We start from the raw sequence: 17,383 nt of genomic DNA on the forward strand, positions 1-17,383 counted from the left end.
CATGGAAGCCCTTGTCTCGCGCCATGTCGCCGGCATGCCCCAGTTGGCATACACCGGCCTGTCAGAGAACTGGCTGCTGAAGACCTGCGGCGACCTGCACTGGCGCCTGCTGGCCGCCGGCGTCGGCCTGGCGGTGCCGGACTTCCGGGATGCCGAGGGCAATCCGGTGTATGCGGCGTTCACCGCGATCCGCGTGCGCGATGCCGCGCCGCAAACGGTCGGCGAGCACGCCGAGTTCAGCATCGACTCGCGCATCTTGCCAGCGGGCGGCGTGAAGCACCTCAGCGAACATGCGGTCGACATGCAGGGGGACCGCCGCGCCAGCGTGACGATGCTGTCCACCTTCATCCGTCGCACGCGTGAGCGGGACAACCGCTCGGTCGTGCGCACCATGCCGACCGTGGCCGCGAAGTGGGCCGGCGCCGGCCCGTCGGCACAGGCGGCGGAACTGTCGCTGCTAGCACGGCGGTTTCGCTGCGGGGACTGGGGCACGCATCTCGGGCTCGATCAGGCCCGGCATCGTGTCTGCCACGCGGCCGAATACCTGCCGTGCCCCTGCAACGACTTCAATGGTGCCGACCTGCTGTACTTCGCCAGCTTCCAGGCCATGGTCGATCGCGCGGAATGGCAATGGCGCCGCGACGCGGATCCGCCCTCGGTGTTCGCGCGGGACCTGTTCTTCCATGGCAACGCCAATGTCGGCGAGTCGCTGGAGCTGACCATTTCCGCACTGCGCGAGGACAAGGAGGGATTGACGCACTGGTGTGAGATCCGGCGCAGCCGCGACGGCGAGAAGATCGCCGATGTGGTCACGCAGAAACGCTGGAGGCAACGATGAACGCGAACCGGATCGACCTGGCAGGCGCCCTGGAGCTGAAGCCGGTCTACGGGCCCGACGATCTGACTGGCCTTGGCCACCTGGGCGACATGCCCGGCGAGGCCCCGTTCGTTCGCGGCCCCTATTCCACCATGTACCGCGGCAGGCCATGGACCATCCGCCAGTACGCGGGATACGGCGACGCCGCGACGTCGAATCTCGCCTATCGCGAGGCCTTGAAGCAGGGCGCGCAGGGCTTGTCGGTGGCCTTCGACCTGCCGACCCATCGCGGCTACGATTCCGACGACCCTCAGGCGCAGGCCGATGTCGGCATGGCCGGCGTGGCCATCGACTCGGTCGACGATATGCGGCGCCTGTTCAAAGGCATTGCGCTGGACCGTGTGTCAGCATCGATGACCATGAGTGGTGCGGTGCTCCCAGTACTGGCAGCGTTCTTTGTCGCGGCCGAGGAATCGGGCGTCCCGTTCGAACAGCTGCGCGGCACCATCCAGAACGACATCCTCAAGGAGTTCATGGTCCGGAACACCTGGATCCATGCGCCGCAGCCGTCGCTGCGCATCGCCACCGACGTGGTCGAATGGCTGGCCGCGCATGCGCCGAAATTCAACGGCATGTCGATCTCGGGTTATCACTTCCAGGAAGCGGGCGCCGATCCGGTGCTGGAACTGGCGCTGACACTGGCCAATGCCAGGACCTATGTCGGCCTGCTGCGTGAGCGCGGCCTTGATGTCGATGCGTTCTGCGGCGGACTGAGCTTCTTCTTCGGCGTCGGCAAACCATTCTTCGTTGAAATCGCCAAGCTGCGCGCCGCGCGGCTCCTGTGGCACGACATCGTGTGCGAGCTGGGCGGCACCAGCGCGCGCGCCACCGCCATGCGCATGCATTGCCAGACTTCGGGTTGGACGCTCGCCGCGCAGCAGCCGCTCAACAATATCGCGCGCACCACGGTCGAGGCGATGGCTGCGATCTTTGGCGGTACGCAGTCGCTGCATACCAACGGCTTTGACGAGGCATTGGCATTGCCGGGCGCGCAGGCCTCGCGGCTGGCCCGCGACACGCAGCTGATCCTCCAGCATGAATTTGGCCTGTGCGAGGTGGCGGACCCGTGGGCGGGCTCCTACCTGATCGAGTCGCTGACCGGCCGCATGGTGACGGAGGTTCGCGCGGTGCTGGCGCACATCGATGCCCAGGGTGGCATCCTGCCAGCCCTCGAATCCGGCTGGGTGCAGCGGCGCATCCACCAGGCCGCGCTGCGGACGCAGGCTCGGCTCGATGCGGTGGAAGAGGTCGTGGTGGGTGTCAACCGCTACCAGGAGCCCGACGACAATGGTCAGGAATGCCTGGAGATCGACGGTACCCAGGTGCGCGTGAAACAGGCATGCCGCCTGGACGCGCTGCGCAGCCGCCGCGATGACGGGGCGGTCCGGCATGCGCTGGCGGCGTTGACCGAGGCGGCCAGGCGGGGCAAGCGCAACCTGCTGGCCTGTGCGATCGACGCCATGCGTTGCCGCGCCACGGTCGGGGAATGTACCCGGGCGCTGCTCCAGGTCTGGCCGCGCCATACTGTCCAGTCGTCCTACGACGCAGCGCTGTATGGCACGGCTCGCGCCGGCAACACGGAATGGCTGGCGGCCTGCGATTGCGTCAGTGCGCTGCACGAGCGGCTTGGCCGCGCGCCCCGGATCCTCGTGGCCAAGCTCGGCCAGGACGGCCACGACCGTGGTGCGAGGGCGGTGGCGGCCGGGCTTGCCGATGCCGGGTTCGTGGTCGAACTGACACCGCTGTTCCAGTCCGCCGAGGCGGTTGCGTCTTCTGCTTGCGATGGCGACTTCGATGCGATCGGCATCTCCACGCTGGGCGGCGCGCATCTGGAACTGCTGCCGGCGTTGCTACACGCCTTGCGGCAGCGCGCGCTCGATGTGCCGGTCTTCGTCGGCGGCATTGTTCCGGCAGACCACAGGCGCTTGCTGCGCCAGTGCGGTGTGCAGGGAATTTTCGGACCGGGCACGCCGATGGAGATCATCGTGAGCACCATCGTGGCTGCGCTCACGTTGTCTAGGATGCCTACCGCGTCCGCGCCCTTTCATTGACACCGGCGCGTTCGGTGGGCAAGCGCCTCCGTCATGCGTCCAGGAGTCGTCGCCCCGCAAATCGCGCCACCTCCCGCGCCAGCAAATCCTCAGTGCAGTTGGCGGTAAGAGTGACGGTAAGGCCTCACAGCCAATCCCTAGAAGTGGGTGGCGATAGACGCCTGCAGCGCGGAGTAGAGCTCGCCGAACGCAATGGCGGTCGGCGAGGCGCCAAGCGCCTTGAACATCGAGATCCAGAGCGGGATGCCGGGCACGCGGATCTTGAAGCCCTTCAGGTCCGCAGGTGTCTGAACCGGCCGGCTGGCCGAGGTGATATTGCGGTAGCCGTTGTCCAGGCACTTGTCGAACACGTGCAGGTTGACCTTGCCCAGCGCTGCCCGCACGTGCGCGCCGACGTCACCATCCATGGCCGCCCAGACTGTGTCGTAGTCCTTGAAGGCAAAGGCAACGCCGTTGATGCCGGCGGTCGGCACCAGTGTCTGCAGGTTGGTACCGGCGGTGGACATGAAATCCATGGCCCCGGCGCGGGTCTGCGAGATCATGTCGGGCTCGGTGCCCAACTGGCTGGCGGGATATACCTGGAGATCCACCTTGCCGCCGGTGTCCTTGCGGATGGCTTCCGCGGCTTCCTTGATGCGCAACGTGCCAGGGTGGTCCGCCAGAAATGCCGTGCCGTATTTGAGCCGGATGCTGGCAGCCTGGGCAAAGCCATGGCGCACCGGCAATGCGAGCGCGAGACTGCCGGCCTCGCGGCTGAACTGCGCGATGTTCCCGACGGTGATTGACTAGATCGCGAAAGGCCTGGTCAATCCCGGGCAAATTGTCACGCACCACGTCGATTTTCGCGATGTTGCCGGCGCGTTTGCACTGGCCGAGGGCAATCCGGGCGAATGCTGCAAGGTGCTGCTTGATTTTGGCCATGGTGGCTGACATTGCACAACGACGCTGGTTTATAATTGTTGAAAAAAGATCACTTATAGTGCTCAAATCGGCATCGGGATAAACCTTTCGTTGGCAAGGGTTTGCTAAGCGTGTATTTTGAACACCATGAGTGATCAAAATCACGGAAAACTAAACCAGCTTCTGGTAAGGCTTGGTGATACCACCTTGGTATCCAGCCGATGGCTGCGCGCGCATGGGTATTCCAACAGCCTTGTCGCACGCTATGTGGCCAGTGGCTGGCTGGTTTCGCCAGCGCGTGGTGTCTACATGAGGCAGGGCGGGCGCCTGCAGTGGCAAGGCGTGGTCCATTCCCTTCAGGCCAACGAGGCATTGGCTGTGCACGTCGGTGGGCGCTTTGCGCTGGCCATGCAGGGGCATGAGCACTACCTGCGCCTGGGCGAAGCGGGCACGATCACGCTTTACGGGCCACAACGGCTGCCAGGCTGGGTGGGCAAGCTGCCATTGAACGAACACTTCGAGTTTCACGGCAAGGGGCCTTTCGAACTGACTGCGTTGCACTTCATGCCCGAGCTGCCGGAAAAGGCGTTGCTCGATCAGGGATTGACATGGCACGAGGTCAGCCCAGGCACCGATGCCCTGGCCTGTTCCACGCCGGAGCGGGCCATGCTGGAACTGTGCGATGGCGTGGCAAATGCGGCCCTGGTCTATGAGGTCGATGCGCTGATGCAGGCGATGACGACGCTGCGGCCGCAACGGGTCGGCATGATGCTGCGCCATTGCCGCAGCATCAAGGCCAAGCGCCTGTTCCTGGCGCTGGCCGAACGCCACCGGCATGCATGGCTAGCGCATGTGCCACTCGATGGCGTCGATCTGGGCCGGGGCAAGCGCGCGCTGGTGCCCGGTGGACGCCTGCATCCGACCTACCAGATTACTTTGCCTGGAGACCTGGATGAGCATCTGGGATAAGCGCTATACCGACCGGGTGCAATTGCTGGTCGAGATCCTGCCGGTCCTGGCGAAAGAGCCGCGCTTCGCACTTAAAGGGGGCACGGCGATCAACCTGTTCGAGCATGACCTTCCGCGGTTGTCGGTGGACATCGACCTGGCCTGGTTGCCCGTGCATGACTTCGCCGAGGATGCGGCCTCGATTGCTGCGGCATTGGAGCAACTGGCCGATGCACTGCGCGCCCGCCCGCTACAACTGCAGGTGCAGTCGTCGGCGGGCGAGGGTACGCGGTCGGTGACGCGATTGGTGGCCAGCCGTGGCCGCGCGCGCGTGCAGGTCGAGACAACACCGGTCATGCGCGGCACAGTGCATCCGGTGCGCAGCATGGTGGTCAGGCCGAAGGTGGAGGAGGCTTTTGGCTTCGCCTCCGTGCAGGTGCTTGATTTCGCCGATCTTTATGCCGGCAAGCTGGCCGCAGCGTTGTCGAGGCAGCATCCGCGCGATCTGTTTGATGTCAGTCTGCTGCTGGAGGACGAACGTGCGGATGAGAGGCTTTGGCGGACTTTCCTGGTGTACCTGACCTGCAGCCCCAAACCTGCCTGGGAGATGCTGGCCCCTCGCGCGCCGGCGGATTTCGCGGCAACGTTCGACGCGCATTTCAAAGGGATGACTGCCGAGCCTGTCAGTGCGGAAGCGCTGCTGGAAAGCCGCGAGCGCCTGCTGGCGCGAGTGGCGGAGTGGCTGGATGAGCCATCCCGTGCGTTTCTTGGATCCGTGGAGGATGAAAAGCCGGATTTCGGGCTCATCGGGCTTCCTCACGCAGTTGAGTTGCCGGGCATACGGCGCAAGTTGCATAACCTGGCCCAGCGCTCGCCAGCCAAGCGGCAGGCGGATCGTCGCGAGCTGGAACAGACGCTGGCGCGGCTCACAGGGCGGGGTGCCTGAAGCACAGGCCCCTGGCGAGCCAGCAGGTGGCGCTTGACGCGCATTCTCTCTTCGTTCACCTTATGTCCCCGGCATGGATGGCCAGGCGTCCCATTGCCGGCGCCAGGCCTTTCGCGGCGATCGCGCCAGCGCAGCCCGCGGGCGAACAACAAAAGGTGACCAAAGGGAGACCATCACAAATGAGCAAGCTACTGCTCGGACCCGTGCTGTCGTTTCGTGGCCTCGGAACGGATGGCTCATGGAAGGTGACGGCGCTCGTTGGCATAGAAGATCAAGCCAGGGTTCCTCAGGTCACCGTGGAAGGCCGCAAGGCCGGCAAGCCGGTGACCCTGCTGCAGCATGCGGGCCGCACCTATCTGCGCTACGACCTGTCCTGCAAGCTGCGCAAGAACGAACGGCGGGTACCGTACAGCATCGAAGGTGTCGGGGAGGCGTGGCACTTTACCGTGCCCGGCAAGGGCTACGCGCCGCGCATGGCCTATGTTTCGTGCAACGGATTCTCCGACCCGGGCGGCATGCGCAAGCTGGTCAAGGCCGAGAACGCGGTATGGGCGGACTTGCTGTGCAACCACGACAAGGAAATCCGTCCGCCAGGCTATGAGCTGGACAAGGAGCAGCTCTGGCACGAGGCGCGTACCCATGACCAGGGCAATCAGCGCTTCCATCTGATGCTGATGGGCGGCGACCAGATCTACTTCGATTCGATCTGGGAAGACATCAAGCTGCTGAAGCGCTGGATCGGGTTGACGCGGGAGGAGCAGCTGCAGTACCCGGTGGACGCTGACCTCGAGAAAGAAATCGAGGACTACTATTTCAAGCTCTACAGCGAGCGCTGGCTGCCTCATGCCAGGTCAGGGTGGGGTAGTGCAGAGAAGCCGCTCGACGCTGCCCAGGCCATGGCACGGATCCCCACGGTGATGATGTGGGATGACCATGACATCTTCGACGGCTGGGGTTCCTATAGCCCCGAGATGCAGCGCAGTCCATTGTTCCAGCGGCTGTTCTTCCATGCGCGCCGGGCGTTCTGGGTCTTCCAGATGCAGCATGCTGTCGAACAGCTTCCCGACCTGGTGCCGCGCACTGACGTCAGGGTCCGGTCTGACGATCCATTGTTCGAACCGGTCAAGTGGTCTCAGGTGCTGTCCGGTGACAAGCTTGCGCTGCCGTTGCTGGACGAGCAGCCGGGGTTCACGTTCACGCATTCGGCTGGCCCAGTCAGTCTGATCGTTGCTGACCTGAGGACCGAACGATCCCAGGAGCAGGTGCTTGGACCCGGTACCTGGGGCGCACTGCAGCGGTGGCTGTCGGGTGTCGAATCGGGCCACGCCGTCAACCCTGGCGGCATCAATTGCCAGCATCTGCTGCTGCTGTCCTCCGTGCCGGTGGTCCATCCCAAGCTGTCGCTGGCCGAAGCCTTCCTGGACAACTTTGGCCAGGATCATGTGCTCGACAGCAGTGCCGATGACCTGAAGGACCACTGGACCCACGACGATCACGAGGGCGAGAGGAAGCGCCTGGTAGAGACGTTGCTCAAGACAGCCAGCCAGAAGCAGCTGCGCGTGACGATCATCTCTGGTGATGTCCATGTCGCGGCCTGGGGTGTCGCCTACAGGAAAGACGTGGGGCCGAAGGACAACTGGGCGCAGATACAGCAGCTGACCAGTACTGCCGTGGTGCATCCCTCGCTGGTCGGGGTCATGGAGCGTCTGTTCTTCCATGTGCTGAACAACGTTGCCCAGTCGAAGCAGGCGCTGGATGTCAACCTGTCTGCGGAAATGATGCTCTTTCCCGGATCCAACCGGTACGTGATGCCGGCCAGGAACTGGCTTGCCATTGAGCTGGACCGGGGCACGGACAACCCGAACGGCTGCAAGCTGTGGGCGACGTGGCGGTGCGAGACCAAGGCAGCATTCTCCAATCACCTGCTGGCTACCGATCCGGTGAACTTATAGTTTTAGCCGAGTCAGAGAGTAGGGCGGGGCGACGTACTCAGGCATGCGTCCCCATGCCTCGCCGATTCAAACCCCATCCGCGGAGGATTCAAGCCATGCGCCATTGATGCCGCCGTCTGCATGACGGCCAGTCTCCACCGCCCCCAAAGCAGGGGGAGTTCCTGGCATCCCTGGAATCTTGCATGTCAAATCCCAAGCTGACGCTGGAAAGCGTTTCCTATGTCCTGCCCGACGGCCGGACGCTCTTCTCTGAACTGTCCGAACAATTCGACGTTCGCCCCACCGGCCTGGTCGGGCGCAACGGTATCGGCAAGTCCGTGCTGGCACGCATCCTGGGCGGGGAGCTTGAGCCCTCCGCGGGGCGTTGCGTGCGGTCGGGCAGCTTGCATTACCTGTCTCAGCAGGCTGCGCATGCCGTGCAGACGTCGGTGGCGGGGCTGGCTGGCGTGCAACCGGTGCTGGATGCGCTGCAACGCCTTGAGGCCGGCAGCACCGCGGCACAAGACTTCGATGACGTCGGCGAGCACTGGAACATGCCGCAACGGCTGCGGCAGGAGCTGGAACGCAATGGCCTGGGCCACCTGCAGGCGGATACCCCGGCGAGCACCCTGAGCGGCGGCGAAGCCATGCGCGTGGCACTGATCGGCGCGTTGCTGTCGGATGCCGATTTCCTGATCCTCGACGAACCCAGCAATCATCTGGACCGGCCGAACCGGCTGGCGCTGATCGCGCAACTGCAACGCTGGCAGCGCGGCCTGCTGGTGGTCAGCCATGACCGGCGGTTGCTGGAGGGCATGGCGCGCATCGTCGAGCTGTCGTCGCTCGGGTTGCGCAGCTATGGCGGCGGCTATTCGTTCTATGCGCAATGCAAGGCGCAGGAGCGAGAGAACGCCTTGCGGCAGCTGGACCAGCGCAAGCTCGAACGCAAGCGGGAAGAACAGTCGCTGCGTGCGCAGCGTGAACGCCAGGAGCGGCGGCAGGCCCGTGGCAACCGGCAGGCGCACGATGCCAACCAGGCCAGCATCCTGCTGGGCCGGCAGAAGGAGCGCAGCCAGGCATCGGCAGGCAGGCTGCGCCTGCAGCAAGCCGCCACGCGCGAAGCGCTCGATGCGCGCGTGCGCGACGCCGCGCAACAGGTGGAGGACGATGCCGCGATCGTATTGCTCGCCTTGCCTGTCAGCCAGACCGCGCAACGCCGCGTAGCTGAACTGGAGGAGGTCGATCTGCCGTTCGTGCCGGCCGCCACGCGCCGCATCAGCCTGGTGCTGACTGGCCAGCAGCGCGTGGGCGTCGTCGGCCCCAACGGTTGCGGCAAATCCACCTTGCTCAAGCTGCTTGCCGGCCAGTTGCAGCCGCTGGCTGGCCGCTGCGCGGTGCATGTCGAAAACGCCTACCTCGACCAGCAGCTGGCCGGCCTGCTGCCGCAGCGCTCAGCCATCGAACAGATGCTGGCCGCCAACCACACCGCCGGGGAGGCGGCCTTGCGCACGCGGCTTGCGCTGCTGGATCTCGATGCGCAGAAGGTCACCGCACCCAGCGGCCTGCTCAGTGGCGGCGAGCGCCTGAAGGCCGCGCTGGCTTGTACCTTGTATGCCGATCCGCCGGCACAGCTGCTGTTGTTCGATGAGCCCAGCAACCACCTGGACCTGGCGTCTGTGCAGGCAGTGGAAACGATGCTGCGCGGCTATCAGGGCACACTGGTGGTGGTGTCCCACGACGATGTGTTCATGGGCAGCCTGGGGCTGACCCATCGCCTGGCGGCTACGTCGGATGGTTGGAACCTGGAACCCTGGTGACCCGACAGCGGGGTGGTTTTATTTATACCCGGATGATATTGACATCTTATTTTATCCGGGTAATATTCGGGAATCGTCTCCAAGGGACATCCCCATGACGAACGCAACGCTTCACAACTACACCACCTTCGACGGCCACCGGCGTATCGCCACGGGCTCGCTGCAAGCCAATGCGCTGGCGCTCAAGCGCGCGCTGGAAGCCGGCGCGGGCGGACCCGTGCTGGTTTTCGACGACAGCAGCGGGCGCTCGATCGACCTGGATACGAGCGGGACGGAGGCCGCCTTACTTGAGCGGACTGCCGAGCGCGCCGCGCAGCTCGAATCCCCGCGGCAGCCAGCCGGCGACAACGACGAAGCAGCGGATGTGGCCGAGCCGCGGGGCCGAGGGCGCCCGAAGCTTGGCGTGGTATCGCGCGAGGTGACGCTGCTGCCGCGCCATTGGGAATGGCTGGCCGCCCAGCCAGGCGGGGCATCCGTGGCCCTGCGCAAGCTGGTCGAGCAGGCGCGCCGGGACAACGCGGACAAGGACCGCGGCCGCCGCGCCAGCGAACGCGCCTACCACTTCATGGTGGTGATGGCGGGAGATCTGCCCGGCTTCGAGGAAGCTACGCGGGCCTTGTTCGCGGGCGATGTGGCGGGCTTTGCGCAGCGGCTCGAGACATGGCCGGTGGATATCCGCGAGCACGTGATGCGCCTTGCGGACAGCAACGCCTGAACGGCTGCGCGGTCCCGTTCAGATGCCGCCCAGCAGGTCATGCGCATCCACGATCGCATAGGCGATCTCGGGATGCTCTTCCATGCTGCGGCGGATGGCGGCGGGGATCGACTGGCGGATCTTGCGGCACAGGCCGGGCTGCTCCTGCACCTGGATGCTGATGCCGCGCACTGTGCGCACGCCGCGGGCGCTGGGGGTGATGGTCAGCACGATGCCCAGCTGGGCCTGCATCAGGCTTTCCATGCGCTGCAATTCCGCCAGGCTGGTCAGGCTCTCAAGCCGTTCGACCAGCCGCTTTTCCTCGGCGCGGGTGAGCCGCAGCACGCGCAAGTCGGCGTTGGGGTCACTCAGCAAGGCTTCGCGCCCGCAGATGCAGGCGCCGGGCGGGCATTCCGTGCGAAGAGGGAGCGGCGCATTCATGTGGGGCGCGGCCACAAGGCCGCAAGATAGCGGGGACGATGACCGGATATGTTAATTCAGGTTGCCGGTCGCCGGTTGCCCGCTGCGGGTGCGCCATCTTGCCCGCCGCCCCTCAGGCGCCCCTCAGGTCCCCGGCCGCGGCACCTGGCCTGGCCGCGCGGGCATGGTTCAGTCCTGCTGCTCTATATGGGCCGACTTAATCAGGGCACGCCATTTGGCGGTCTCGGCATCGATCAGCTTCCGGAACTGCGCGGGCGAGCCGCCGGCCGGCTCGGCGCCCAGCGCCGCCAGGCCCTTGCGCACGTCCGATGCCTGCAGCGCAGCTTGCAGCGCTGCGTTAGGGCTGGCATGAGGCAGCGCGGACGGTCGGACGCAGTGGCAGGCACAGGCGAGTGCATGGGAGCAGGGGTGGCTGCGCCATCGGGCCGGCCGCTCAACTTGCGCCAGATCGAGGTGTTCCAGGCCATCATGCTGGCGGGCTCGGTCAGCGGTGCCGGACGCATGCTGCTTGTGTCGCAGCCCGCGGTCAGCCGGGTGCTGGCGCTGACCGAAAGCCGGCTCGGCTACCCCTTGTTCGAGCGCGCGCGGCAAGCTGTTGCCGACGCCTGAAGCGCGGCGCCTGTTTGCCGAGGTCGAGCAGGTCTACAGCGGCGTACGGCGCGTCAACGAGCTGGCTGCGGCGTTGCACCGCGAAGGCGCCGGCACGCTGCGCGTAGTGGCCAGCGCCGCGTTCGCGCAGCAGCTGGTGCCGCGTGCGCTGGCGCAGCTGCGCGCGGGCGGCGTGCCCACGCGCATTGACTACCGCAGCGTCACCTTCGACGAACTGGTCGGCATTTTCCTGAGCGGTCGGGCCGATGTCGGCGTGTCGATGGTGCCGGCCGGGCATCTGACGCTGTCGTCCACGCTGCTCGGGCGCCAGCCGATGCTGTGTGTCCTGCCGCCGGACCATCCGCTGGCAGGCCGCGAGGCGGTGACGCCGGAGGATTTCGCCGGCAGCGCGTGGATCGGCTATCCGCCCGACACGCCGCTGGGCCGTGCGCTGGCCGGCTTCTTCGGCGACAGCGACAGCGGCGCGCCCGCCATCGAGGTGCATTCCCCGGTCACGGCATGCGCCTTTGTGCAGCAGGGCCTGGGGCTGGCGCTGGTGGATGCGTGGAGCGTGACGCCAGCCATGCGCGCGGCCCTGGCGGTGCGGCCGGTGTTGCCCGCGGTCGGCCTGGAAATCTGGGCGACCCATTTCAGCCTGGCGCCGTTGCCGTTGGCGGGGCGCCGCTTCCTGGCCGCGGTCGGCAAGGTGCTGCGCGACATCCAGCCGCCTGCCGCGTGTGCGCAGGGGTAGTCCGGCAGCAAATGCCGATCCGGTCTATGCTCGCGGCAGCGGTGCGGCCCGACGGCCCCCGACGATGAGAATTTCCAACCAAGGCCTGCACAGGAGATCCCCCATGGCACTCTCGATGTACGACGTTTCGATTCCCCCGTTCATCCGCGCACTCGCCAACCTGGCCGAGATCCTGGACAAGGGCGCGGCCCACGCCCAGGCGCAGGGCATGGACCCGGCCGACCTGATCCAGACCCGCCTGATCGCCGACATGGATGCGCTGCCGGCACAGGTGCAGCGCGCCAGCGACGCCGCCAAGGGCTGTGCCGCGCGGCTGGCAGGCATCGAGGTGCCGTCGTTCGCCGATACCGAAACCACCTTTGCCGAACTGCAGGACCGCATCGCCCGCACCATCGTGTTCCTGGAGCAGATCGCGCCCGAGCAGCTGGAAGGCAGCGAGCAGCGCGCGATCGAGCTGAAGCTGCGCCAGGGGCCGATGACGTTCGACGGCAAGTCCTACCTGCTGGGCTTTGCGCTGCCCAATTTCTACTTCCACGTGACCACGGCCTACGACATCCTGCGCCATAAGGGTGTGCAGATCGGCAAGCGCGACTATCTGGGGCTGAAGTAAGAAGCCGAGCAGGGCCAGTAGGAAAAATGCCGGGCGCGAAGCCTCCCACGCGGCGGGGCTTGTGGGACAAAATCCATGACAGTGGAATAAAGCGCCGCCGCGGCGCGTTTACTCAGTTGACAGGCTCCGGCGGCAGCAACATCGCGCTGCCCGGGCGCGGCGTTCCCGACGTGGAGAATGCTGCGCCGCGGCCTGCCTCCTGGAGACTGAAATGAAAGTGCCCCATCTGATTTCTGGCCTGCTGCTTGCCATGATGGCGGTGGCGGCGTGCTCCACCGACAGTGGCACGGATCCGGCGGGCGGTTCGTCCTCATCTCGCAGTGGCAGTAGCCGGAGCTCTGGCGGCGCAATGTATCGCGGCGGCTACTAATTGGTCCTGGCCGCCAGCCCGAGGAGTATCCATCCCGGTGAGCTTGCGCGACGACCTCGCCGCCTGCCTGCCGCAGCTGCGCCGTTACGCGCGCGCGCTGACGGGTGATGCCGCATGGGCGGATGACCTGGTGCAGGACACGCTCGAGCGCGCGCTCGCGCGCACCTCGATGCTGCGCGCCCACAGCAATACGCGCGCCTGGTTGATGACCATACTGCGTCACCTCTATATCGATCAGTTGCGCAAGCACCGCGAGCTAGCGCTTGATGCCGATGACCCTGTGTGGCAGAGGCTGGAAGCGCCGGTCGGGGAGGTCGGTGGGCTGCTGCTGCTCGATTTGCAGCGCGCGCTGTACCGCCTGCCGCTGGAGCAGCGCGACGTGCTACTGCTGGTGACGCTGGAGCAACTGAGCTACCGGGAAGCTGCCGCCATCCTGCAGGTGCCGGTGGGGACGGTGATGTCGCGGCTGTCGCGGGCACGCGAGCACCTGCGCGTGCTGCTCGGCAGCGATGCTGGAAGCCGGCCCGGGATTTTCAAAGTCGTGAGGCAGAGGCCATGACTGATGATCGAAGTTCCACCGCGCTGACGACAGGCCCGGAGTTGGAGCGGCTCTCGGCTCTGGTCGATGGCGAGCTTGCGCCGCACGAGCAGGCCGAGGTCGCGGCCGCGCTGGCGCACGATGTACAGGCCTCCGCACGTGTGGAGGATTACCGGCGTCAGGGTGCCGCACTCAGGTCGTTGTTTCCGTTGCCGACGGATGTGCGCTATGTACTGGTGCTGCCGCGCCGTACGTGGTGGCGGCGCGTGTCGGCTGCGCTGGCCTGGGCCGGCGCGGGGATGATCCTCGGCACCGGCGGCGTGTGGCTGTCGACGCGCGAGGCCGATCCCTGGGCTTTCTCCCGCCATGCCGACCTTGCCTACGCGGTCTACGCGCCGGAGCAGCGCCACCCGGTAGAAGTGGCTGCCACCGATCAGGCGCACCTGGTGGAGTGGCTGTCGCGCCGGCTGGCGCGCACGCTGACGATTCCAGCGCTGAACGAATACGGCTACACGCTGATGGGTGGGCGGCTCTTGCCCGGCGCGGCCGGCCCGGCGGCACAGCTGATGTATCAGAACCAGGCGGGCAGGCGCCTCACGCTGTATATCACCGAGGCTGCGCCGCAGCACGCCTCCTTCCGTTTGCTGCGCCAGGAGGACCGGCGCACGTTCTATTGGGCCAGCGCGGGTGCCGGTTACGCGCTCTCGGGCCAGCGCAGCGAGCCGCGCCTGCGCGAGATCGCGATGGACGTCTGCAGCAGCGTGGGCGGAAATCCGCAGGGATGGCAGTGAGGCGCAACCTCACCGCCTGTGGAATAAAACGTGCCGCTAATCCGTTTACTTCATGCAGTGCGGGCCGGCGGCAAACCGATGTGCCATGCGCTCCGCGAGGACATACGTCGGGACTTTGAGGTCAGGGTGACAATCATGGGCAAGGTTTTGGCGGCCGCAGCGGCCGTGTGCGCAGGCCTCAGCTTTGGCGTGGCGGCGCCGGCCGAGGAACTGGTGTCGGCGCCCTGCCAGCAAGTGGTTGGACAGGCCGAGATTGACGGCGTGCTGCAGGTGATCTCGGGGGTGGCTTGCTTGCAGCCGGACGGGACGTGGCAGTTGGTCGACGGAGCAAGCGGGGTGGTCACCTATGCGGCCCCGGCCTATTACTATGATCCCTGGTACTGGGCGCCGGTCGGCGTGGGCTTTGGTGCCAGCGTGATCTTTGTTGACCGCTTCCATCACTTCCACCATATGCACCATGTGTTCGTCCGCAGGCCGGGCGTGATCGTTCGTGGTGGTTTCCATGGCGGCTTTCATTCCGGCTCCCATGGCGGTTTCCATAGGGGGTTCCACGGTGGGGGTGGAGGTGGCTCGCATGGTGGCTCGCATGGTGGCTTTCATGGCGGCGGCATGCACCACTGATGGCTATCCACAGCGCGCTGAGCGCCTGGCCGGCACGGCCAACCAACGCTGAGATCAGGTTGTAGGGCCGATGGCATTCTCCCGTCCGCGAGGCGCGTATCGGTTCAGATGTGAACCCGGTGCCTGGTGATTCCAGCGTGGAAGCCCGTTAGAGCTTTGACCAAAGCGCCACGAGCGCGTAGATAGCGGCGGGCATCAGAAGACAAGCTGCTAGCGTCAAGTAGTACCGTGCACCGTGATGGGGTGGATGCGTATGGAAATAGTGAATTGTCGGCTTCATATTGTCCTGCCAAAGTGAACGAGACTAGAGGGGACGCTTCAAGCATAGGAATTTCTCGCGCACCTGGATTGGCGCAAGCAAGCTGTACGCCCGTCGAGCCAGCCGAGGGAGACCTTGATGTGGTGCGCAACCATGCCCCGGTCCAGTACGAGTTGCCGCGCGGCAATTCGGCCGACCAGAGGCGGACTATTTGAAACGAACTGGCAATGGCTGCTCACAACGGCACAATGTCAGTACTCATTGGCAGGCATCGACTGCAGGCGGAAACACGTGCCAGCAGCCGTCATCGTGCCTAAAGAAGAACAACGCGCGCAAACCGGCCGGATGCACGGTCTCAACGCATACGTAGCGTCGCCGGCCCGATAGGGTGCGACTGAATTCGACTACGTGGATGGACGACGTTGGGCTAGGCGCGAGCCATTTATCGACCTGAAAGCGCAGTGACTGCTCATTTGTGCTTTTCATGTCCCCCTCCATTACCCCGGTTCTTGTCTGTCGCAGCATTCCTAGAGCGCCCAACAATTGTCAGAATCGCACCCTCCATGCGCCTCCAGGGCGCTGTATTGATGCATGCGGAATGTGCGACCGAGCACAAATCGTCATGCTCCCATCGGGGTAACGGCCAGAATTTGCCGGAGGTTGACCCTTGCCTTTTAACAGCCCACTGGTGTCGACGCGAAGTACATTCGACAGCGCATCATGCGCTTGCAAAGCATTGACAATGCCCCACGCCGCGGGGGCGCGAACCCCGGCAGTTGCTCTCCAGTTTGGCGCGCCTGGTCGACGACGGAATCACCGCACAGCCCTGCTGCAGCAGCCAGGCCAGCGCGACCTGCGCGGGAGATGCGTCGTGCGCCAGTGCAATCCGCTGCAGCACCGGGTCGTGCATCACCTTGGCGTAGGCCAGCGGCACGTATGCGGTGATGTGGATGCCTTGCGCGCGGGTGAAGTCGGCAAGCTTGCGGTTCTGCAGGAACGGGGGCATTTCGATCTGCTATCAGTGCGTCATGGCACTGGCCGGAACGCCGCCGCTGCGGGCATCGAAGCCGGCGGCGCGGTCCAGGCGCCCGCTCAGCTCGGTCAGGGCCAGTGCCACCAGCACGACCAGCGCGCCAATCCACGGGGTCTGCATCAGCCCCAGGTGGGTCACGATCAGCCCGCCGGCCCATGCCGCGCCGGCAATGCCGAGATTGAAGGCGGCAATATTCAGGCCCGAAGCCACGTCCACGGCGTCAGGCGTGAAGCGCTCCGCCTGCTTGACCACATAGACCTGCAGGCCGGGCACGTTGCCGAAGGCCACGGCACCCCAGGCCAGCACGGTCGCCACCACCAGCCAGCGATGCGGCGCGGTGAAGGTCAGCACGAACAGCACCAGGGCCAGCAGCAGGAACACCAGCTTCAGCGCCGGGATCGGCCCGTGGCGGTCGGCCAGGCGGCCGCCCCAGATGTTGCCGGCGGCGACCGAGACACCATACACCAGCATCACCAGGCCGACCGCGCCGGCGTCAAAGCCGGACACGTCCTGCAGGATCGGGGCGAGGAAGGTGAAAGGGATGAACGAACCGCCATAGCCGATCGCGGTCTTGGCGTAGACCAGCAGCAGCCGCGGCTCGGCCAGCACGCGCGCCTGCTGCAGCAGCGACGCCGGCGGCGTATGCGCGATGGTGCGCGGCACGAACAGCAGGCTGCCGACAAAGGCCACCGCGCCCAGCGCCGAGACGGCCAGGAAGGTCTCGCGCCAGCCGAAGTGCTGGCCGATGAAGGTACCAAGCGGCACGCCGGTCACCAGCGCCACGGTCAGGCCGGTGAACATGATGGCGATGGCACTGGCGGCCTTCTCGCGCGGCACCAGCCCGGTGGCGATGGTCGAACCGATCGAAAAGAACACACCGTGGGCCAGGCCGGTCAGCACGCGCGCCAGCACCAGCGATTCATAGCCGGGCGCCTTCCACGCCAGCAGGTTGCCGAGGGTGAACAGCGCCATCAGCGACAACAGCAGCAGCTTGCGCGGCAGCCGGCCGGTCAGCGCGGTCAGCACCGGGGCGCCGATCGCGACACCTAGCGCATACAGGCTGACCAGCAGCCCGGCCGATGGCAGGGAAACATGCAGGTCGGCGGCAATGGTGGGAATCAGGCCAACGATCACGAACTCGGTCGTGCCGATGGCAAAGGCGCTGATGGTCAGCGCGAACAGGGCAATGGGCATGATGCAGTCTCCGGTAAGGGCAA

Annotated in this window: 19 protein-coding genes and 2 pseudogenes; 15 read left to right on the plus strand and 6 right to left on the minus strand. The window is 65.7% G+C overall.

Translation table 11 applies throughout. The features are described 5' to 3' along the window. Position 1 precedes the first annotated feature (1 nt). The gene (locus AC3WL8_RS32430) at positions 2 to 838 is read left to right on the plus strand and encodes a Pnap_2097 family protein (RefSeq protein WP_153955956.1); all 837 of its coding nucleotides are present in this window, start codon (positions 2 to 4) and stop codon (positions 836 to 838) included. Continuing rightward, the gene (scpA, locus tag AC3WL8_RS32435) at positions 835 to 2,928 is read left to right on the plus strand and encodes a methylmalonyl-CoA mutase (protein WP_153955955.1); all 2,094 of its coding nucleotides are present in this window, start codon (positions 835 to 837) and stop codon (positions 2,926 to 2,928) included. The genes AC3WL8_RS32430 and scpA overlap by 4 nt, the downstream gene beginning before the upstream one ends. Positions 2,929 to 3,065: 137 nt before the next feature. Here the strand turns inward: scpA and AC3WL8_RS32440 are convergent, their stop codons facing one another. Further along, on the minus strand, positions 3,066 to 3,647 hold the full coding sequence (locus tag AC3WL8_RS32440; protein ID WP_371827372.1) for a TRAP transporter substrate-binding protein: 582 nt from the start codon (positions 3,645 to 3,647) through the stop codon (positions 3,066 to 3,068). Between the two features lie 19 nt (positions 3,648 to 3,666). Here AC3WL8_RS32440 and AC3WL8_RS32445 point away from each other — a divergent pair. The 6 genes and pseudogenes from AC3WL8_RS32445 to AC3WL8_RS32470 form a co-directional block, all read left to right on the plus strand. Beyond that, positions 3,667 to 3,858: pseudogene (locus tag AC3WL8_RS32445) on the plus strand (Zn-dependent oxidoreductase); the annotation flags it as partial. Positions 3,859 to 3,975: 117 nt separating this feature from the next. After that, the gene (locus AC3WL8_RS32450) at positions 3,976 to 4,797 is read left to right on the plus strand and encodes a type IV toxin-antitoxin system AbiEi family antitoxin domain-containing protein (protein WP_013956887.1); all 822 of its coding nucleotides are present in this window, start codon (positions 3,976 to 3,978) and stop codon (positions 4,795 to 4,797) included. After that, positions 4,781 to 5,722 carry a nucleotidyl transferase AbiEii/AbiGii toxin family protein gene (locus AC3WL8_RS32455; protein WP_013956886.1) on the plus strand — a complete coding sequence of 314 codons (942 nt, stop codon included), beginning with the start codon at positions 4,781 to 4,783 and terminating at the stop codon, positions 5,720 to 5,722. Before AC3WL8_RS32450 ends, AC3WL8_RS32455 begins: the two co-directional genes overlap by 17 nt. Positions 5,723 to 5,901: 179 nt before the next feature. Then, positions 5,902 to 7,674 (plus strand): alkaline phosphatase D family protein, encoded by a 1,773-nt coding sequence (locus AC3WL8_RS32460; protein ID WP_013956885.1) that lies wholly within the window; start codon positions 5,902 to 5,904, stop codon positions 7,672 to 7,674. 182 nt (positions 7,675 to 7,856) lie between these two features. Next, a complete protein-coding gene (locus tag AC3WL8_RS32465; RefSeq protein WP_153955954.1) occupies positions 7,857 to 9,470 on the plus strand; it encodes an ABC-F family ATP-binding cassette domain-containing protein in 1,614 nt (537 codons plus the stop codon). A 94-nt stretch (positions 9,471 to 9,564) separates the two neighbouring features. Then, positions 9,565 to 10,185, plus strand: coding sequence for a DUF2239 family protein (locus tag AC3WL8_RS32470; RefSeq protein WP_211979765.1), 621 nt, complete (start codon positions 9,565 to 9,567; stop codon positions 10,183 to 10,185). 18 nt (positions 10,186 to 10,203) lie between these two features. On the opposite strand, the gene AC3WL8_RS32475 is transcribed toward AC3WL8_RS32470, so the two are convergent. Next, positions 10,204 to 10,605: a hypothetical protein gene (locus AC3WL8_RS32475; RefSeq protein WP_013956882.1), complete on the minus strand. Its 402-nt coding sequence runs from the start codon at positions 10,603 to 10,605 to the stop codon at positions 10,204 to 10,206. Between the two features lie 168 nt (positions 10,606 to 10,773). Further along, a complete protein-coding gene (locus AC3WL8_RS32480; protein ID WP_492379694.1) occupies positions 10,774 to 10,908 on the minus strand; it encodes a hypothetical protein in 135 nt (44 codons plus the stop codon). Positions 10,909 to 11,001: 93 nt separating this feature from the next. Between AC3WL8_RS32480 and AC3WL8_RS32485 the strand changes: the two genes are divergently transcribed. The 7 genes from AC3WL8_RS32485 to AC3WL8_RS32515 all read left to right on the plus strand — a co-directional run bounded on the left by AC3WL8_RS32485 (position 11,002) and on the right by AC3WL8_RS32515 (position 14,874). Continuing rightward, on the plus strand, positions 11,002 to 11,214 hold the full coding sequence (locus AC3WL8_RS32485; protein WP_319609856.1) for a LysR family transcriptional regulator: 213 nt from the start codon (positions 11,002 to 11,004) through the stop codon (positions 11,212 to 11,214). Beyond that, positions 11,201 to 11,944 carry a LysR substrate-binding domain-containing protein gene (locus AC3WL8_RS32490; protein WP_319609857.1) on the plus strand — a complete coding sequence of 248 codons (744 nt, stop codon included), beginning with the start codon at positions 11,201 to 11,203 and terminating at the stop codon, positions 11,942 to 11,944. Before AC3WL8_RS32485 ends, AC3WL8_RS32490 begins: the two co-directional genes overlap by 14 nt. Before the next feature lie 103 nt (positions 11,945 to 12,047). Next, positions 12,048 to 12,554, plus strand: a complete 507-nt coding sequence (locus AC3WL8_RS32495) for a DUF1993 domain-containing protein (RefSeq protein ID WP_013956880.1) — start codon at positions 12,048 to 12,050, stop codon at positions 12,552 to 12,554. A gap of 211 nt (positions 12,555 to 12,765) precedes the next feature. Next, positions 12,766 to 12,924, plus strand: a complete 159-nt coding sequence (locus AC3WL8_RS32500) for a hypothetical protein (RefSeq protein ID WP_153955951.1) — start codon at positions 12,766 to 12,768, stop codon at positions 12,922 to 12,924. A gap of 37 nt (positions 12,925 to 12,961) precedes the next feature. Continuing rightward, positions 12,962 to 13,483 (plus strand): sigma-70 family RNA polymerase sigma factor, encoded by a 522-nt coding sequence (locus AC3WL8_RS32505; RefSeq protein WP_013956879.1) that lies wholly within the window; start codon positions 12,962 to 12,964, stop codon positions 13,481 to 13,483. Beyond that, entirely contained in the window at positions 13,480 to 14,253 is a 774-nt protein-coding gene (locus tag AC3WL8_RS32510; RefSeq protein WP_211979764.1) for an anti-sigma factor family protein, read from the plus strand. The genes AC3WL8_RS32505 and AC3WL8_RS32510 overlap by 4 nt, the downstream gene beginning before the upstream one ends. Positions 14,254 to 14,388: 135 nt before the next feature. Then, the gene (locus AC3WL8_RS32515) at positions 14,389 to 14,874 is read left to right on the plus strand and encodes a hypothetical protein (RefSeq protein ID WP_013956877.1); all 486 of its coding nucleotides are present in this window, start codon (positions 14,389 to 14,391) and stop codon (positions 14,872 to 14,874) included. Between the two features lie 517 nt (positions 14,875 to 15,391). Here AC3WL8_RS32515 and AC3WL8_RS32520 read toward each other — a convergent pair. From AC3WL8_RS32520 to AC3WL8_RS32530, 3 genes and pseudogenes are all read right to left on the minus strand, one after another. Next, positions 15,392 to 15,619, minus strand: coding sequence for a hypothetical protein (locus AC3WL8_RS32520; RefSeq protein WP_080569570.1), 228 nt, complete (start codon positions 15,617 to 15,619; stop codon positions 15,392 to 15,394). A 289-nt stretch (positions 15,620 to 15,908) separates the two neighbouring features. Next, positions 15,909 to 16,148, minus strand: a pseudogene (locus tag AC3WL8_RS32525) (aldo/keto reductase); the annotation flags it as partial. Positions 16,149 to 16,151: 3 nt separating this feature from the next. Then, positions 16,152 to 17,360 (minus strand): MFS transporter, encoded by a 1,209-nt coding sequence (locus AC3WL8_RS32530; protein WP_013956875.1) that lies wholly within the window; start codon positions 17,358 to 17,360, stop codon positions 16,152 to 16,154. Between the last annotated feature and the right edge of the window lie 23 nt (positions 17,361 to 17,383).

The sequence above is a fragment of the Cupriavidus sp. FW305-F7 genome (assembly GCF_058782875.1).

Coding starts and splice junctions, on each gene's coding strand:
- AC3WL8_RS32455 (WP_013956886.1), top strand. CDS start 4,781: ATGAGCATCTGGGATAAGCGCTATACCGACCGGGTGCAATTGCTGGTC.
- AC3WL8_RS32495 (WP_013956880.1), top strand. CDS start 12,048: ATGGCACTCTCGATGTACGACGTTTCGATTCCCCCGTTCATCCGCGCA.
- AC3WL8_RS32520 (WP_080569570.1), bottom strand. CDS start 15,619: ATGAAAAGCACAAATGAGCAGTCACTGCGCTTTCAGGTCGATAAATGG.
- AC3WL8_RS32450 (WP_013956887.1), top strand. CDS start 3,976: ATGAGTGATCAAAATCACGGAAAACTAAACCAGCTTCTGGTAAGGCTT.
- AC3WL8_RS32530 (WP_013956875.1), bottom strand. CDS start 17,360: ATGCCCATTGCCCTGTTCGCGCTGACCATCAGCGCCTTTGCCATCGGC.
- scpA (WP_153955955.1), top strand. CDS start 835: ATGAACGCGAACCGGATCGACCTGGCAGGCGCCCTGGAGCTGAAGCCG.
- AC3WL8_RS32475 (WP_013956882.1), bottom strand. CDS start 10,605: ATGAATGCGCCGCTCCCTCTTCGCACGGAATGCCCGCCCGGCGCCTGC.
- AC3WL8_RS32460 (WP_013956885.1), top strand. CDS start 5,902: ATGAGCAAGCTACTGCTCGGACCCGTGCTGTCGTTTCGTGGCCTCGGA.
- AC3WL8_RS32510 (WP_211979764.1), top strand. CDS start 13,480: ATGACTGATGATCGAAGTTCCACCGCGCTGACGACAGGCCCGGAGTTG.
- AC3WL8_RS32465 (WP_153955954.1), top strand. CDS start 7,857: ATGTCAAATCCCAAGCTGACGCTGGAAAGCGTTTCCTATGTCCTGCCC.
- AC3WL8_RS32515 (WP_013956877.1), top strand. CDS start 14,389: ATGGGCAAGGTTTTGGCGGCCGCAGCGGCCGTGTGCGCAGGCCTCAGC.
- AC3WL8_RS32470 (WP_211979765.1), top strand. CDS start 9,565: ATGACGAACGCAACGCTTCACAACTACACCACCTTCGACGGCCACCGG.
- AC3WL8_RS32485 (WP_319609856.1), top strand. CDS start 11,002: ATGGGAGCAGGGGTGGCTGCGCCATCGGGCCGGCCGCTCAACTTGCGC.
- AC3WL8_RS32500 (WP_153955951.1), top strand. CDS start 12,766: ATGAAAGTGCCCCATCTGATTTCTGGCCTGCTGCTTGCCATGATGGCG.
- AC3WL8_RS32430 (WP_153955956.1), top strand. CDS start 2: ATGGAAGCCCTTGTCTCGCGCCATGTCGCCGGCATGCCCCAGTTGGCA.